The 14,571-nt window shown below is 67.9% G+C and carries 30 protein-coding genes; 3 read left to right on the plus strand and 27 right to left on the minus strand.

Translation table 11 applies throughout. From position 1 onward, the window contains the following. The 9 genes from P409_RS35975 to P409_RS02810 all read right to left on the minus strand — a co-directional run bounded on the left by P409_RS35975 (position 1) and on the right by P409_RS02810 (position 3,746). The gene (locus P409_RS35975) at positions 1-597 is read right to left on the minus strand and encodes a hypothetical protein (RefSeq protein ID WP_052119951.1); all 597 of its coding nucleotides are present in this window, start codon (positions 595-597) and stop codon (positions 1-3) included. Then, on the minus strand, positions 594-1,004 hold the full coding sequence (locus tag P409_RS02780; RefSeq protein ID WP_034831528.1) for a hypothetical protein: 411 nt from the start codon (positions 1,002-1,004) through the stop codon (positions 594-596). The genes P409_RS35975 and P409_RS02780 overlap by 4 nt, the downstream gene beginning before the upstream one ends. After that, on the minus strand, positions 1,004-1,228 hold the full coding sequence (locus P409_RS02785; protein ID WP_034831529.1) for a TraR/DksA C4-type zinc finger protein: 225 nt from the start codon (positions 1,226-1,228) through the stop codon (positions 1,004-1,006). Before P409_RS02785 ends, P409_RS02780 begins: the two co-directional genes overlap by 1 nt. Next, on the minus strand, positions 1,221-1,394 hold the full coding sequence (locus tag P409_RS38660; protein ID WP_161790332.1) for a hypothetical protein: 174 nt from the start codon (positions 1,392-1,394) through the stop codon (positions 1,221-1,223). Before P409_RS38660 ends, P409_RS02785 begins: the two co-directional genes overlap by 8 nt. Then, on the minus strand, positions 1,357-1,548 hold the full coding sequence (locus P409_RS02790) for a hypothetical protein (protein WP_034831530.1): 192 nt from the start codon (positions 1,546-1,548) through the stop codon (positions 1,357-1,359). The genes P409_RS38660 and P409_RS02790 overlap by 38 nt, the downstream gene beginning before the upstream one ends. Beyond that, positions 1,545-2,066: a hypothetical protein gene (locus P409_RS02795; protein WP_034831531.1), complete on the minus strand. Its 522-nt coding sequence runs from the start codon at positions 2,064-2,066 to the stop codon at positions 1,545-1,547. The genes P409_RS02790 and P409_RS02795 overlap by 4 nt, the downstream gene beginning before the upstream one ends. After that, positions 2,063-2,569, minus strand: coding sequence for a glycoside hydrolase family 24 protein (locus tag P409_RS02800; protein WP_034831532.1), 507 nt, complete (start codon positions 2,567-2,569; stop codon positions 2,063-2,065). Before P409_RS02800 ends, P409_RS02795 begins: the two co-directional genes overlap by 4 nt. A 122-nt stretch (positions 2,570-2,691) precedes the next feature. Next, complete coding sequence (locus tag P409_RS02805; RefSeq protein WP_034831533.1) at positions 2,692-3,096, minus strand: hypothetical protein; 405 nt, start codon at positions 3,094-3,096, stop codon at positions 2,692-2,694. Further along, complete coding sequence (locus P409_RS02810; RefSeq protein ID WP_081991166.1) at positions 3,093-3,746, minus strand: MT-A70 family methyltransferase; 654 nt, start codon at positions 3,744-3,746, stop codon at positions 3,093-3,095. Before P409_RS02810 ends, P409_RS02805 begins: the two co-directional genes overlap by 4 nt. A 69-nt stretch (positions 3,747-3,815) precedes the next feature. On the opposite strand from P409_RS02810, the gene P409_RS02815 reads away from it, so the two are divergent. Then, the gene (locus P409_RS02815) at positions 3,816-4,448 is read left to right on the plus strand and encodes a hypothetical protein (protein WP_034831534.1); all 633 of its coding nucleotides are present in this window, start codon (positions 3,816-3,818) and stop codon (positions 4,446-4,448) included. A gap of 12 nt (positions 4,449-4,460) precedes the next feature. Here the strand turns inward: P409_RS02815 and P409_RS35980 are convergent, their stop codons facing one another. The 17 genes from P409_RS35980 to P409_RS02900 all read right to left on the minus strand — a co-directional run bounded on the left by P409_RS35980 (position 4,461) and on the right by P409_RS02900 (position 12,980). Beyond that, positions 4,461-4,880: a regulatory protein GemA gene (locus P409_RS35980; protein WP_052119952.1), complete on the minus strand. Its 420-nt coding sequence runs from the start codon at positions 4,878-4,880 to the stop codon at positions 4,461-4,463. After that, on the minus strand, positions 4,877-5,203 hold the full coding sequence (locus P409_RS02825) for a hypothetical protein (protein ID WP_034831535.1): 327 nt from the start codon (positions 5,201-5,203) through the stop codon (positions 4,877-4,879). The genes P409_RS35980 and P409_RS02825 overlap by 4 nt, the downstream gene beginning before the upstream one ends. Continuing rightward, positions 5,200-5,946 carry a DUF7168 domain-containing protein gene (locus P409_RS35985; protein WP_052119953.1) on the minus strand — a complete coding sequence of 249 codons (747 nt, stop codon included), beginning with the start codon at positions 5,944-5,946 and terminating at the stop codon, positions 5,200-5,202. The genes P409_RS02825 and P409_RS35985 overlap by 4 nt, the downstream gene beginning before the upstream one ends. After that, positions 5,943-6,440: a DnaA N-terminal domain-containing protein gene (locus P409_RS02835; protein ID WP_034831536.1), complete on the minus strand. Its 498-nt coding sequence runs from the start codon at positions 6,438-6,440 to the stop codon at positions 5,943-5,945. Before P409_RS02835 ends, P409_RS35985 begins: the two co-directional genes overlap by 4 nt. After that, positions 6,430-6,846 (minus strand): hypothetical protein, encoded by a 417-nt coding sequence (locus tag P409_RS02840; protein WP_034831537.1) that lies wholly within the window; start codon positions 6,844-6,846, stop codon positions 6,430-6,432. Before P409_RS02840 ends, P409_RS02835 begins: the two co-directional genes overlap by 11 nt. A 10-nt stretch (positions 6,847-6,856) precedes the next feature. Beyond that, positions 6,857-7,120 (minus strand): hypothetical protein, encoded by a 264-nt coding sequence (locus tag P409_RS02845; protein WP_034831538.1) that lies wholly within the window; start codon positions 7,118-7,120, stop codon positions 6,857-6,859. Between the two features lie 8 nt (positions 7,121-7,128). Beyond that, positions 7,129-7,443, minus strand: a complete 315-nt coding sequence (locus P409_RS02850) for a LexA family protein (protein WP_052119954.1) — start codon at positions 7,441-7,443, stop codon at positions 7,129-7,131. Further along, positions 7,436-7,744 carry a hypothetical protein gene (locus P409_RS02855; protein ID WP_034831539.1) on the minus strand — a complete coding sequence of 103 codons (309 nt, stop codon included), beginning with the start codon at positions 7,742-7,744 and terminating at the stop codon, positions 7,436-7,438. Before P409_RS02855 ends, P409_RS02850 begins: the two co-directional genes overlap by 8 nt. Beyond that, on the minus strand, positions 7,741-7,956 hold the full coding sequence (locus P409_RS02860) for a hypothetical protein (protein WP_152613215.1): 216 nt from the start codon (positions 7,954-7,956) through the stop codon (positions 7,741-7,743). The genes P409_RS02855 and P409_RS02860 overlap by 4 nt, the downstream gene beginning before the upstream one ends. Then, positions 7,953-8,264, minus strand: coding sequence for a hypothetical protein (locus P409_RS02865; RefSeq protein ID WP_034831541.1), 312 nt, complete (start codon positions 8,262-8,264; stop codon positions 7,953-7,955). Before P409_RS02865 ends, P409_RS02860 begins: the two co-directional genes overlap by 4 nt. After that, positions 8,261-8,443, minus strand: a complete 183-nt coding sequence (locus P409_RS37710; RefSeq protein WP_161790333.1) for a hypothetical protein — start codon at positions 8,441-8,443, stop codon at positions 8,261-8,263. Before P409_RS37710 ends, P409_RS02865 begins: the two co-directional genes overlap by 4 nt. A 19-nt stretch (positions 8,444-8,462) precedes the next feature. Then, positions 8,463-8,804 (minus strand): hypothetical protein, encoded by a 342-nt coding sequence (locus P409_RS37715; protein ID WP_202964529.1) that lies wholly within the window; start codon positions 8,802-8,804, stop codon positions 8,463-8,465. Positions 8,805-8,811: 7 nt separating this feature from the next. Further along, complete coding sequence (locus tag P409_RS02880; protein ID WP_034831544.1) at positions 8,812-9,378, minus strand: hypothetical protein; 567 nt, start codon at positions 9,376-9,378, stop codon at positions 8,812-8,814. Beyond that, positions 9,378-10,145 carry an AAA family ATPase gene (locus P409_RS02885; protein WP_034831545.1) on the minus strand — a complete coding sequence of 256 codons (768 nt, stop codon included), beginning with the start codon at positions 10,143-10,145 and terminating at the stop codon, positions 9,378-9,380. Before P409_RS02885 ends, P409_RS02880 begins: the two co-directional genes overlap by 1 nt. Further along, the gene (locus tag P409_RS02890; protein WP_161790334.1) at positions 10,145-11,851 is read right to left on the minus strand and encodes a Mu transposase C-terminal domain-containing protein; all 1,707 of its coding nucleotides are present in this window, start codon (positions 11,849-11,851) and stop codon (positions 10,145-10,147) included. The genes P409_RS02885 and P409_RS02890 overlap by 1 nt, the downstream gene beginning before the upstream one ends. A gap of 377 nt (positions 11,852-12,228) precedes the next feature. Continuing rightward, complete coding sequence (locus tag P409_RS37720; protein ID WP_152613217.1) at positions 12,229-12,681, minus strand: hypothetical protein; 453 nt, start codon at positions 12,679-12,681, stop codon at positions 12,229-12,231. Then, positions 12,678-12,980 (minus strand): helix-turn-helix domain-containing protein, encoded by a 303-nt coding sequence (locus P409_RS02900; protein ID WP_161790335.1) that lies wholly within the window; start codon positions 12,978-12,980, stop codon positions 12,678-12,680. Before P409_RS02900 ends, P409_RS37720 begins: the two co-directional genes overlap by 4 nt. An 83-nt stretch (positions 12,981-13,063) precedes the next feature. Here P409_RS02900 and P409_RS36845 point away from each other — a divergent pair, with 83 nt between their 5' ends. Both P409_RS36845 and P409_RS02910 read left to right on the plus strand, forming a co-directional pair. Further along, positions 13,064-13,825, plus strand: a complete 762-nt coding sequence (locus P409_RS36845) for an XRE family transcriptional regulator (RefSeq protein WP_081991174.1) — start codon at positions 13,064-13,066, stop codon at positions 13,823-13,825. A 17-nt stretch (positions 13,826-13,842) separates the two neighbouring features. Next, positions 13,843-14,172 (plus strand): hypothetical protein, encoded by a 330-nt coding sequence (locus P409_RS02910; RefSeq protein WP_034831546.1) that lies wholly within the window; start codon positions 13,843-13,845, stop codon positions 14,170-14,172. A gap of 132 nt (positions 14,173-14,304) precedes the next feature. Here P409_RS02910 and P409_RS02915 read toward each other — a convergent pair. Continuing rightward, positions 14,305-14,571: phage terminase large subunit (locus tag P409_RS02915; protein WP_202964530.1), on the minus strand; the 267-nt coding region annotated here is incomplete at its 5' end.

The following is a 14,571-nucleotide window of genomic DNA, read 5'->3' on the forward strand; positions in this document are numbered from 1 at the left end:
TCAGCGCTCCAGGATCGAGCGGGCGGCCAGCGCCCCGGCGCGCAGGGCGGCGCCATAGGACGGCTTGCGCACGCCGGGCACCACCTCCCGGCCGGCGGCGACGTCGGCGCCCCGGCTGGTCAGCACCAGCATGGCGTCGGTGGCGCTGGCGTCGAGCAGGCCGGCGTCGACCAGGAACGAGACGTCCGCCTCGACCTGGGATCGGCTGGCCGACATCGCGAGGCTGGCCAGGCGCGAGCAGAGCCAGTCGAGGTTGGCGAGCGGAGCCACGCCCGGCCAGGTGCGACGCCCCTCGGCCACCTCCGCCCCCCGTTCGGTCAACGCCAGGATGTCGACGCCACTCTGGTCCCGGCCCGTGGCGGCCAATCCGTGGTCCGCCAGCCAGGCGCCATGCGCCAGCACCTTGTCGCGGAGGATCGGCGCGCCGGCATCGGCGGAGAGATCGCGCAGCAGGGAGATGTTGCCCGCTCCCTGCGGCAGCAGCACCAGCAGGGCCAGGATGAGCAGGCGCTCGCGCTCCTCGGCCGGCAGGTCGGTGAGGCAGCGCAGAATGGCGAGGCGGCGATGCTCGGCCAGGCGCTCGGCAAGCGGGATCATCGTTCACCTCGGCCCAGAAGGTGGTTGGTCAGCATGCCGAGCTGGTCGGCAATCGACGCGAGCTGGCCGGTGTGGCTCTCGGACTTCGCGTTGAGCTTCTCGATGCTGGCGTTCTGGAGCGCCAGGCCGGCCTGGAGCGCCTTCATGTCGTCGCTGGTCGGCATGTGCCGCATGCGCTCCTCGATCAGGTCCGTCCGGCGTTCGAAGACGCCGGCGCGCTGGTCAACTCGGTCGACCTCGCCATCCAGCCGCTTGGCGAGATCGGAGACGGACGCGACGACGGCCGTCATCTGTTCCTGGGTCGCGAAGCGCTGGCGCAGCAACAGCAGCGCCAGGGCGACGAGGATCGAGATCAGGGTGGTGACCCACAGCCAATGCCGGGGCACCAGGTCGAGCAGCTCCGACATCACCGTCCCTCGGTCTCGATCGACGCCTGGCACGGCGTGCAGCGCCTGGCCCAGGGGGCGGCCCGGCGCCGGGCCAGGGGAATCGGCTCGCCACAGCCCTCGCAATCGCGCGGCCCGGTATCCTCGGCCTCCGCTTCGCGCCGGCGGCGGCTCCGGTGCGGATCGAGCGCCTCCGATTGGAAGCGCTCGACCAGCTCGGCCGCGCGGTCGATGTCGTCAGCCACGGCACGCCTGCAGCTGCTGGTCGAGGCGCTTGAGATCCTGGTACCAGGCGCGGGTCGCGGGCTTGGGCGGGGGTGCCGCGAACTCGTCCGCGACGCCGGGGCCGGCCGGCGGGAAGGCCGGGCAGACGCTAGCGCCGCTGCCGCAGCCAGCCGTCAAGCTCGTCATCAGGCACATCAGGGCGGGAAGCGATTTCATTCTGGGTCGCCAGGGTCTCGGCGTTGCGTTTGGCTTCGGCGCCCTGGGCGGCCTGCCAGGTGATGAACGGGACCAGCAGGGCCTTCACCAGCTCCACCAGCCCCTTGATAAGGTCGGTGATCACACCGCGGCCGGGACGAGCCCGCCGGCCGGGCTCGCGACCGATCCGGCCGCGGGTTTTTCGCGGGTCAGTCGGAACAGCCCCTCCAGCAGCAATCGAACCTCGTCCGGAGACGCCCCGAGGCGCTTGATCGCCCCGCGGGCGTTGGACTGCACATAGGTCAGGGCGCCGGCGATAATCTCGCTCTTCACGTCGACACTGCTGATGTCGTCCTTGAGCTGACCCTCGGCCCATTCGAAGCCGCGGAGCGCCGTAGCATGGAGGTAATCGCGCGCCTGCACGGCGAGATCCTCGGCCTTGCTGTTGCCAGCCAGGTGCAGCCAGCGCAGCACCAGGCCGGCGCCCGCCGAGATCAGGACATCGATCACCACCATCAGGTACTCGCGCGCCAGCGCCGCGGTCGGCGAGAAATCAACCGTGGTCCCGTCGCCGGCGACGGCCGCAGTGCCGGAGATGATGAGGGCGAGGACGAGCAGCGCGACGAACGCCGCCCAGATGGCCGTGGGCCGCAGGGAGATCATTTACGCTCCTTGGGGGTGGTGGTGTCGGACAGGGAGCCGCCGCCGCGGACATAGAAGTCGAGCAGCACCCCGAGCTTGTGTTCGCGCTGGCCGTATCCGGCGCCGGGGAGGCTGGCCCAGATGGTGCGGCAGCGGTCGATCGCCTCAGCGATGCGGCCCTGGTGGATCAAATCCACGGCGCGCCGGCCTCGGATCAGCTCGACCGCGGCGAGGTCCTGGGACTCTGGCGTGAAATCGGGCAGGCGCAGCCGCTTCGCCAGTTCATCCCAGGTGCGGGCGAGGAACTGGTACCGACCTGCGGCGCTCGACCTGACCTTGTATCGGGGCAGCCAGACCACCTTGCGGGGATGGTCCGCATAGTCTTCCAGCAACGTCCCGCCGACGATGACGTTGTAGCCGTTGTCGCTGCCCGCGATCGTGCTGGTGCCCTCGGAATAGGCCAGCATGTCGAGGAACGCGGCAAGGTTGGCGGATCCGAGTTCAAAGGGCGACAGGCGCGGCATGGTCGGGCACAGCTCCGCAGGGAGGGCGGCTCGGCCGCCTGGTGCCCGAATAAGAACGCCGCCTCGGGGGCGGCGAATTGACCCTACGGCGTTGGGTCAGGGGTGCGCTGTGGCGGAATACATTACGATGCTGATGTCGGGTCGCCAAACAAATCGCCCTGCCGGGCGTCGCCTTGCCCCCGCCGGAGGCGCACCCGGCGGACCCATTCCTCCGTGCATCCCAGGTCGCGCGCGCATGCCCTGGTCGCGCCGGGATGGTTCAGGATCTCGCGCATGAGGGCGCTCTCCCCGACTGCGCGCGGGATCAGCTTGTGGCCTGGTCCGTGCAGCTCGGCCAGCACGCGGGTCGCCGCGAGGCCGATGATGCCGACCAGCGGCGAGGTTGGCCGGACATGGTCTAGGCTCGGGATATAGCGCTTGCCGCCACCCCAGACTTTCGCCAGGGCGCGTGCCTCCTTGGCGTAGCCGCGAACGGCCAGGTCGTACAGCAGGCCGGGGAAATACTCCGGCGTGAACGTCTCGCTCATGCCGGCCCCCTGGCGCAGAGGTCCAGCAGCGGTGCCGGCGCGGGCGTTAGCGGGGCACGCTTCTGCGGCGCGCTAACGGCATCGTCACCGAACTCAAACTTGTCGGCTTCCTTGCCCCAGGTCGCCCAGCCCTTCCGGCGCTGACGGCCGAATAGCTCGACGTAGGGGCCGGCCGAGAGCGCCTCGGCCATGTCGTACACCTGGTCGGGCTTGCGGCTATGGCCCCGGATCGGCGCCACGATCAGGTTGCGGACGGATTTGGAGAGGGTTTCGGGGTTGCCCGTGGTGCCGAGGAGCAGCACCTCCGAGGCGGAGCGGAAGATGTAGCCGGAGCCGAAGGCCCAGCCCCGGTTGCGGGCTGAGCGCTTCGCCCAGGCCGCCCCGGTCTTATAATCGAAGCCCCAGGCCGACATGACCTGCAGGGCATCCGGCAGCATCGGGAACGTCGCCCACATCAGGCAGATGGCGTCCCGCCCGGCCAGGCGTCCGGCGTTGAGCGCGGCGATGTCCTCGGTCGGCATGCAATCGTAGTGGGCCTGCGCCGATTTGCTCTGGCCCTTCTCGCTATAGGTCTCGTACAGCCATGGCGGATCAGCCAGCAGCAGGCCGTATCCGAACATCTGCAGAGAGCCGAAGGGCCAGGGGGTCATTGGGACCTCCGGCTGCCAATAAGATGCGTTACGAGATAGGATTGCGGAGACTGCGCTAGGGGGGATGCTATGACGGCCGAAGAATTGGCGAATGTAACGACATGGGCGGCTGTAGTAGCTGCCGCGGCGACGGTGGTGCAGGCATGGATGGCGATCAGCACGCTGCTCGCCGCGAAGCAGACGTACGCGAATGACCGTGCCATGTTTGAAGCTGAGCGCGCCGAGCGAGAGCAGGAGCGCCGGGAACGTCGTGCTGATGAAGAGCGGCGACGATCCGAGGAGCGGGCGAAGCAAGAAGCGGAGCGCCGTTCGTCCATGCGCATTACGGCGTTTGCTGCAATCGCAGAGATCAACGATGCTTTGCCCGGCATCGACGCCAACCTTACGAATCTACTGCAACGCGCAAAGGCGGCAAGCGAGGGCAGAACCATCATGTTCAGCCCGACGGAAGTCATTTTCCCGGATCTGCGCTGCCTCGCGGGAGCCGAGCACATGTTCGAGTTTGGAGAGGATGTCGGAAAGCAAACGATCGATTTGGCGTTGCAAATAAACCGATACAACCGAGCGATCAGCTTGTTGGCGCATTCAATTGATGGCGGGAACGCATCCTGGATCGGGGCGCAGCTTGAACCGATAAGGAACGATTTGCTTAGCTGGCGAGATACGGTTGCCGAGCGGTCTGGGGTCGACGGTCGCAGCTGAGCTAAGGAGCACCTACGCATGCTCGGATTTGCCTCGCTTCGCCTTCTGCCGCTGCACGCCCTTGATCGCCTCGATCACCCTGGTGGCGTCATTGACGGTCAGCATGTCGGGATCGGGGATCACGTCGTCGGCCAAGCCGAGGACGTGGCGGATCATGGAACGGAGGGAGGTCTCCGATTTCTCGCGGCTGGCGGCTTTCCACAGCACCCGGATCAGCTTGCCGGTTGGGGTCCGCCCGAACCGCAGCTTTGAGGTCGGTTTCCAGCCCCGCGCCTTAAAATCCTTGATCACCTGAACCAGCTGGCCGTCGCTCAGCTCAGCGGCGCTGGCTCGACCAGCTACGCGCTCCAGCACGGTGCGGTAGGTGCCGTCGTCCAGCCCTAGCTGTTTCTTGGCGATATGGATTTGGGCCAGCAGCTCCCGGCGGCTCATGGCCCGTCCTCGCCTACCAGCTCAACAATGCGATTCCGCGGGACGTCCGCTGCCCACAGCAAGTCTGAGAGCCGCTCCCGCGCGTCGGTGCGCCCGTCGATCAGCGGAAACTCGCGGGCGAACTGGAACGTCGTGTGAGCCGTCCGCGCTGCAGCGAACCCATCGCGCCAGGCGGCGTAGCTGTCCGGCTCGGCGTGCCCGGAATGGGGATTGTCGCTGGCCAGCAGGCCATCCGCCCAGGCAGCGACGCCCGCCAGTCCCGGCGCCGGCCAGCGGTCGAGAAGCGGCCGGCCGGAGCTCGGGCAATAGGGCAGATCTGTCATTGCAGCAGCCCCGTCACGGGCGCCGTGGCAGTGCCAACGCCAGCCTCGATCGTGATTGCGGCCCCCGCCGCGGCTCCGGCGAGCTTCGCCTCGGTGTACCGGGCCTTGGATTTCGCCAGGGGCCGCATGTCGCGAAGATGGAGCTGGCCGGACAGCTGTGCCCACAGCGCGTTCCGGCGGGCCACGATTGTCTTCGCCGCGATCGAGGGAGGATCGGGATAGCGGCGCCAGAGACCCGCCCACAGGCTCTGCCGCAGGCGTTCGGCAAGCCCCTCCTCGAATGCCCTCAGGGCGGCTGATCGGGTCCGTGCCGTGCGGCGGCGACGATACTCAGGCGAGGCCATGAAGGCGCGGCGCGCATCGGCCACAGCCCGCGCAATCACGTCGTGGACGTACTCCGCCACCAGCACGTCAGCTTCGCGCCCGTAATACACGACCTCCCGCTTCTGATCCGGGCTCAGGTCGGTATAGGAGACGCAGCGGGCGAAGTCGGCCACCGCGCCCCAGATCCTGTCGATTGGCGACCGGCGCTTGAGCAGCCGCTCACGGTGGTCGGCCATGGCCATGGCGTCGAGGTCGGCCTCGCTCAAGCCATGCTTGGCCAGGATCTCCGCCATCTTGTCGGCGGCGGCGGCGGCCTCGGCCTCGCTGCAGCCGTTCTCGACCGTCATGCGGCGCAGGGCTTCGAGCTTGCCGCGGAGGGCTTCCAGATTGCCCTTGTGCTCGGGGGAATAGCCGGTCATGGACGCACCTCGATCTCGCCCCAGAGTTGGCGGAGAAGCGGCCCGAACTCGGCCCGCACCCTGTCGGCGTGGAACCTGGAGGGGGCGACCACGATCCGCAGATCGCCCTCCTGCTCAAGCCGCAGCGGTCGGAACCAGCTGGACCATTTCTTGATGCCCACGCGGTCAACCAGGCCCGCGAATGGATGGACGCCGGTGTCCGGCAGCGAGGCCGGCGGCGGCTCGGCCGCCTCCTCGGCGGGCACGTAGTCCCGCCAGCAGTCGTCAGCGAGGAACGTCGAAGCCAGCAAGGTGTACTTCGGGTCGGCCTTCGCAGCCCGTCGTTCAGCGGCATAGGCTCTGGCGGCCGCGGTCAATTCCTCAGCCGTCGCGGAGCCGGCTTTGATGAGGGCGTTGAACCGCCTCCTGGCGCGCTCGCGCGGGCTCGGCCGGCGCGGTGGAAAGGCGGCCCAGAAGGCATCGAAGACGGGATCGTCAGGGGGCTTACGGGGCATCGGTGGACTCCGGCGCCGAGACGGGCGCGCCGGCCGCCAGCGACGTCAGCACGTCGTCTCGGACCAGCACGAAGCCGTTCGGGATCTCAGGGGTGGGCAAAGGTGGCCGTGCCGCCGGCGACGGCAGGCCGCGGATGACGACGTTGAACAGGGCGGCGATGTCCGGCCTCGCGATGCCGGCGCCCTCCATGATCTCCACGACCCCCGACACCAGCGCCCGCGCATCATCGGACGTGATAGCCATGTCGGGGACCGACCGGGCCGGCGTCGAGATGCGCATGAGCGCCGCGGCGAGGGTGAACACGGTCTCGTTCGCGGCCGACTTCGCCGACCGCGACAGGCCGCGGGTCTGCTGAAAGATCCGGTTGAGCCTGGCAAGGCACAGTGCCGCTTCGAGACCGTTCATCGCCGGCCTCCTAGCGGTCGCCGGCGTCGGCGCGATCGGCCCGGAACCGGGCCGCGCGCCGCCAGGTGGCGGACTCCTCCCGCGCCTCCTGCCGGCCGCCGATATGGGCCAGCACGCGCCCCAGGTCGGAGCCGTAGCGCGAGAAGGCGGCAGCGAGGTCGTCGCGGCTGCACCGCTTAATGAGGCAGGCGAGCTGGACTCCCTTGCCCTGCTCGGCCCGTTCGAGGGCGCGTCGGATTTCACTGGTGGAGATGGGGGCAGGACGGCGAGGCATGGTCGCTCCTATTGGCCGCGCCGCTCCGCCAGGTCGGCGGAGAGGACGAAGGTCGGCTCGACGGTGGGCAGGGGGACGCGGCGGAGGATCTCCAGCGCGCGGCTCTGGCGCGAATGGCGGCGCAGATAGCCGCGGTCGACCAGCGTCGTGATGAGCCGATGGATCGCGCCCTTGGATCGGAGGTCCAGCTCGTCGGCTAGCTCCTGATACGACGGGCAAACTCCCGACTGATCCATCAGCTCCTGGATGACGCGCATGCAGTCGGCCTGGTTCGGGGTCAGGCCCATCCCGGCGGACAGGGGATCGAGAGCGAGGTCAGTCATGGCGGCGCTCGACCGGCACCGGGCCGGACCCGTGGGGGCTAAAGCCATCGTCCTCATCCCTCTCGCGGGCGAGGAAGGCGTCGACCTCCCGGTCGGTCATGAACCGCCAGGCGCCGATCGCCTTGACCGGGGCTTTCAAATGGGCCTGGCACATCGCCAGGAAGGCGACCGGATCCGCCGGGCGTGGAATCGGAGGCAGGTACTGGAGGTTCGGGATCTCGATCGTCACTTCCTCACCGGCCGCGCCGACCAGGAAGAGGCGAACGCTGGCGCGGACGCCTTCGGGCAAAATCATCGTCATGGGGCCGCTCGGTCGAGGGTGCCCAGGCCCACGAAATGCGGGCCATAGAGCACGAGGGAGAGGAGTGCGATGAGGATCAGGATCTCAGCGAGGAACTGCCGGCGGATCACAGTGACCCCGTGCAGCCAATAGGCGTGCCAGGCGAGGCCAGCGACGACACCGGAGAGGCCGACGACCCAGACCACGAGGAACAGAAGGCCGAGGAGCTTCATCGACCCGCCCCCCGCCGGCTGAGCCATGCCGCGGCGAGCGCGTGCATCTGGCGACCGATCGGCATCCGGACGTCACGCCCGTCGAGGATCGCCCAGGCGATGCGGTCGGCGGTGGCGTCATCGACCACCGTCGCGACGTCCCCATCGGGAGTTTTGTCCACGATGCCGGACAGAGTCTCGTTGCCGTTCAGCGCCGTGACCGCGAACCGAGAGTCGCTGAGTTGGCGGTAGGTTTGGACGATGCCGCGGACCGTACCATGCCCAGCCAGCTGAAAGCTGACCTCGCTGCCGATAAGGCGGGACGTCACGGCACGATCCCCGCGGCTTGCAGGCGCTGCGCGAGGTCCAGCGTCCTTTCCGAGACGTTGACGGTGGGCCGGCCCTCCAGCTCGACGGCTGCCGTTTCCATCGCCTGCAGGGTTTTGACCATCCGCTCGACGTCGGCGATGGTCAGGGGCATGCGGGTTTCAAGCCGGGTGTCGAGCATGCGCCGCAGCACATGCAGCTCACTCGAAAGAGGCGATACGAGCCGAGACATCTGAACTCTCCTCCTGAGGTTTCTTGGGGCAGGCTTGGCAGGCGCGCCAATGGGCGGCGGCATGCGGGGCATGGGTGGGACAAGGGCCGAGCGCCTGGCGGCAGCGGTCCCGCTGCACCTGTTCGCCGACAAACGGGCATTCCACCTGGTCGAGGGCGGCCAGCACCGCCGCCTCGAACCGGCCGGTGTCGGCGGCCGGGTACTTGCCGGACAGAGCCAGGGACACCGCCGTCCGGCTCCGGCCGATGACGTTGGCCACGGCCTGGATGCTGCCGCGCCGCTTTGCTTCGGCCCGCAGCAGCGCCAGCACGGCGGGATCAATCGGCCTGGACATCGGCGGTCACCGTCTGGCCCAGGTTGCGGTCGAAGATCGACCCATCGCGCCGCACCAGGGGGCTCGCGGGGCCGGTGTCTCGGACCAGGCGATAGCGCCTCTGGCCGGAGTTGGGACGAGCGGCGACCTTGACGCGGCCGGTCAGCGGCACGAGGTAGCCGACGGCCACTAGCCGGGCGACGTAGCGGCGTATCGAGTTCTCCAGCGCTTTCCGGTCGCTGTCCGGCTGCGCGACGGCCACGGCAAGGTCGGCGCGACAGAACTTGCCGAGCTGCCGCATGGCGGCCCAGATCCGGTTCCGATCGGTCGCGTCCCAGGCACCGCCGGTGCTGCAGGGGGCCGCCACCAGCATCAGGGGCTCGGCATCCTCGGAACGGCCGCGCTCGGTCAGCCGGTAGCAGCCCTCCGACGCGCGCTCGATCAGCCCGGCGGCATAGGCCCGCCGCAGGTCATTGCAGGCATCGCGGTAGCTCTTCCCCAGGAGATCGGGCAGCTGGTCGATGTGGACGCAGGTACCGGGGGCCGCGAGGGCTTCCAGAAGCACGTGCATCAGGACACCACCACCGGCGCGCCGGTCTCACGGCTGTGCAGCAACACCTGGCCGCGCATGGCATCCACGCCGACCGCGGCGCCGCCCTGGCGCAGGCCGAAGCGCTCGATCGAAGCCACGGCCTCTTTCAGCTCGCGGATGTAGCCGCCGCTGGCCCGATGCGTGTGGGCGACCAGATCGTCCTTGACCTCGACCTCGCTGATGCCGGCGATCACAGCCCGCACATCGTCCAGGGACAGGGGCTTGAACTCGACCTTCTGACTGATGCGCGACGCCACCTGGGGATAGCGGTCCAGCCGCTTCCTGATTCGGTCCATTCCCACCAGCACGGTCGGGATTTCGAGGTGGTCGGTGATGTCGCGGATGCCCTCGACCACGTCCCGGCCGGCCGCAACGGCGTGGTCGGCCTCATCGATCAGGATCACCGTGGTGGCGTGCCCCATGCGGGCTGCCTGAGCCTGGCGGGCCGTCAGCGCGGCGACCACCGCGTCGAAGAGCTTCGCCGTGTCGCGCGTCTGGGCCGGCCGGCCGGTGGCGGCGGCATACATGTCCCTGAGGCACCAGCTGTGGGTCCAGCCTTGCTTGGCGCGGACATGGATCGCCTTGTTCTGGACACCCCACCAGACCGCCGTCCCGGTCTTGCCTAGGCCGGGCTCGCCGTCCACCAGCATGAGGCAGCTTTCCGACGCACCGCGGTTCTTGAGCGCCTCGAAGGCGCCCAGCCAGGCCGTGACATTGGAGACTCTCGGGATAAATGCGGGCTTCATCAGGCAGCCTCTCTGCACAGGGTTTTCAGCGCCTCGACGTCGATCGAGCAGGCGTCGAGCAGCAGCAGGAAGTGAGGGTCGGCCAGGCGCGGCCTCAGCCACGCCAGGTCGGCGGAGGTCGCCTGGCCGGGATTGACGGCCAGCCAGGCGGCGAAGTCGTGATCGGTGCCGAAGATGGGCCGCGTGGGAGCCTCGGCGGCGTTAGCGGGGGCCGGCGTCGGCGCCGCGCTAACGGTCTCCATCGCGTCGAGCTGCTGGCGGGCCGCGTTCAGGAAGAACTCGTCCACCGTCGTGCGGGAGGCATGCTCGATCAGCACCGGGCCGCCGTTCAGCTCGGCCTCGACCACCGCCAGATCGCGGTTGAGGCGGTCACGCCGGCCCTTGGTGCGGATCTGCTGCTCCCGCTCGGCGCGGGTCAGCGCGGGCATGTACGGCACCTTGTTGCCGTCCAGCCTGGCCACGCCGATCAGGCGCCCTGCCTGGTCACGGACCCAGACCTGGCTGGCGTCGTGCAGGTCGAATCCGACCTGGACGGTCTCGCCATGGTGATGCTCCAGGTCCCGCAGGAAGTAGATGTTGGTCCACAGCTCGACCTGGCCGCGCCGTGCCACGCGCTCGACGGTCGGGCGGAACAGATCCGCCGCCTCCTCCGGCGCCAGGCGATCGATCATCGTGTCGGGCTGGTCGCGGAGGAGCTTCTCCCACCGGTCCAGCGGCGACATGCCCAGCTCGCTGTGGCGCCGGCCGTTGTAGGCGGCGACATGGGCGCCGACATAGGTCCGAAAGTCGTCAAACGACATCAGCAGGCGGGACCGGCCGATCATCTTGATATCGGCGCGGGTCAGCTTGTGGACGCGGTGCTTCGCCTCCTCGTCCATCTTGGCGCCGATATAGGTCGGCAGCTCCCTGGCCGCGCGGACCAGGCAGGACTGGTGGACGCGCTCGACCACGCCGCGGGCCTGCGAGCTGTAGGGAAGCGAGTTTTCCTTGTGGACGCCGAGCCGGGCCAGGAAGCCGGTGTGCGGGCCGTCGAAATAGGCGTTGTTGAAGCCCTTGCCGCGATCGACGTACCACAGCGCCGGCACGCCCCACGTCTCGCAGGCGTGGCGCAGGGCATCGGCGACGCCCCATGTGTTCTCAACGATGCCGATCGACCAGCCGACGATGACGCGGGTCGCGACGTCGACCACCATCGTGACCTCGGGCCGGAAGGGCTGGCCATGGACCGGGTGCGCCACCTCGGCATCGAAGGTGTGGCCGTCAGCGACGTAGATGGCGGTCGGCCAGAGGTCGCCGAAGTCGCGCGTCACATAGGCCCGCATCGTCTTGAGCTGGCGCGGCCCGACCCGGCCGCGGTTGCGGTCGACCACCGACATTTGGCGCAGGAACCGCTTGACCTGGTCGTAGCTCGGCGCCGCGACATTGGCGGGCAGCAGCTCGCCGAGCCGCTCCAGGCAATGGGCGATGGACATTTTCTGGGGCTGTGCCCAGAGGCGCCAGAACGAGGGCACCCACTCCGGCACCACTGGCCGGGCCGGGGCGGCGTCGCGCGGGGCCAGGGCGACGGCCCCGGTGGTGTCCCGCTCCTTGAACCAGTTGTAGACCGTGGCTCGGCACAGGGTCCGCCCACCGCCCTTCCCGGCGCGGGCATTGGCGAGCGGCACGGCAGCGGCGAGGTCAGGACGCAGCGCCCCATCACGCGCCATGCCAACCAGGGTTTCGACAGCCTTCCCCCGGGTCAGACCGGCGGCGAGCTGGAGGCGCTCAACTTCGGCGAGCAGGGTCGCACGCGCGTCCATCGTCTCGCGCTGCCAAGCCTTGAGACGGTCGGCGCGAGCCGGTGCCGGCACAGACGCAGCCGGTGCCATAACCGGATCCTGCAGCGCTCGCCGAGCAAGAGCCCTTCGAGCAGCATCGGGAAGCGCCGAAATCGGGTAGGCATAGGCTGGTCGACCTCCGGTCGAATCCTGCCTAATCGCGGGCGCCCCGATGCGGGACAGGTACTTCCGGATGTTGCGCTCGCTGGTGGCCAGACCTGGCAGCTTGAGATCCGCGATTTCGCGAGCGGTTAGGAATCGCTCGTTCATCGGCCGCCCACCCGAACAGAGCGGCGCAGGCGCGCCTGACGCCGCGAGAGTTCAGCCTTCTCCTCCTCCAGGATGCCCATTTCGACATACGGGAGATGGCGCCGATCTATCAGCGCCACGCCGAACTGCTCCAGGCCGATGGACAACAGACGGGCATCGCCAGTGACATGCGCCAGCGCGATCAGACGCGGCCAGCTGATCACGTGGGAGTCTCGCGCGGGGCTTGCGTAGGCGTCGAGCATCGCCTCGCTGACCGTCGCGCCTAGGTAGCTCGACATAGCCTCAGCCACCTTCGCGCGGCTCCGGCCACACGCCTTAAGGCTGGTCGAAATGGCACGACACAATTGTCCGTTGAGCGTCGCCGCTCGGACGTCCTCTGGTGCATAGGCGATCTCGGCCGAGCTAGGCGCGGCGCCGAACAGGTCGGCTACTGCGCCTGGCTTGTTCACGCCAGCCTCCGCAATTGACGTTCGGCGGCGTCACGGCCCGTGCTACGGTTCCATGGTCGTGATTGCGGCAGCCGTCGGCCTTCGGGCGTGAACCGATCCGGGAACAATGCCTGGACGGAGATCCCCAGCTCCTCGGCGATCGCGATCTCGATGCGCTCGGACGGCGCCATGAGGGCGATCGAGCAGGACTGGTGGCTTACCCCCAGCCTGTCGGCGATCTTCCGCAGGCTCGACCCGCGCAGGCGAAGTTGACCCACGATCCAAACCCGCCGCTCGGCGGGTTCTTTCGGAATGTTCATGCTTGAGGCCGCGTCTGACATGGCAAGCAAGGTAGGACACATGTGTCCAGGTGTCGAGGACAAAAACGTCCATCCGAAAGGTGATGAGCGGCCTGTTTTGTCCTGCGGCAGAAATCCGAGACAAATCAGTCTCTTGCGCGCTTTCGGGCACGCGCACTGAAATGTCGGACGCTGAGACCAAAAGCGAGCAGGCCTTTAGGGCGCGGCTACAGCAGCTGGTTCGGGACTTGGGCGGTCAGTCAGCCGCAGCGGCGCTGACGGACAAATCCGTCAAGCAGATTAGTCGCTACCTTTCAGGGGAGAGCGAGCCGCCCTGGACATTTGTGTCCTTGATCGCGGAACGGGCAGGGCGATCCATCGAATGGCTTGCGACTGGCCGGGAGCCCAGCGAAGCAGCGCCGTCCCGTCATGGCGTGGTTCCGGAGCCGGACGAGGTACTGGTGCCACTCTACGACGTTGCCGTAGCGGCGGGCAGCGGGAGATTGATAGACGACGCGTATGTCGTTGAGCATCTCCCGCTGCCGCGGCGCACCGTAGCGGAGGCCGGCGGAAATCCTGGAACCCTCGTCGCTTTTCGCGCCGAGGGCAAATCAATGAACCCGACCATCCAGCATGGCGAAATTGTCATCTGCGATATGTCGAAGAACAATGTACGGTCGGATTTGGTCTACGCCTTCCGGATGTCGGGTGAGATGAGGGTAAAGCGCTTTCGACTAGGTGTTCGCCACCTTCTCGCATTCTCTGATAATCGGGATTTCGACCCGGAGATGCTGGACGTCGACGAGATCGAGGATTTCGAAGTCATTGGCCAAGTGTTGCTGGTCTACGGCCGGCAGGTCGCATAGATATTAGTGAGGCGGGAATGACAATCCTGATCCTTGCCCTGATTGCAGCAATTCTCTTGTTCGGAGCCGGGACGGCCCTATCCGCCGCTCGTCGCTTCCTGCTTGCATTGGGACTTATTTGTACCGCCGTCGCCCTGGGGTTCGGCGTCAGGGCGCTCACCGGGTCGGATCTCGTGGCGTTCCTGCTGCCGGTAGGCGTCCTGTTGGTAATTGCTGTGTGGGCCAAAGGCCCGGTCGGGACCACGGCCACGGCCTCCGTAGCCGAGGAGTGGTCACCCGAGGAGCAGTTGCGCCTAGCACAGGGCTCGACGCTCTCGGATCTACAAGCCCGATCAAAGCGCCCGTGATGTCAACCGAACCGTCTAAATTTGACCGCCCGATATGAGCAGTTTCGCGCATTCCGTCTAAAAGCACCTCCAACACGGCGATCGTTGGGACGATTTTTATTTCAATGGGTTAGGGACGATTTTTGGTTTCAGTCACCGTCTAAAACTGATCACCCCCCTATAGATGCGGTCGGCCTGCACCCGGAAGGCGGAGCCGACGCCGAGGGCCTGGATCTTGTCCTCGACCAGCCGCTTCACCGACTGGTCGAGCGACCGCTGCACCTCGCGGATGCACACGGCGCGCACCGGCGCCGCCTCGATGCAGCGCCGCACCAGCAGCTCGGCGAAGGCGTGCGACTTGCCGGAGCCGCGGCCGCCATGCACGGCCTTGTAGCGCGACGGCTTCAGCAGCGATCTGAG

It is taken from the genome of Inquilinus limosus MP06 (assembly GCF_000767795.1).
GTDB lineage: Bacteria > Pseudomonadota > Alphaproteobacteria > DSM-16000 > Inquilinaceae > Inquilinus > Inquilinus limosus_E.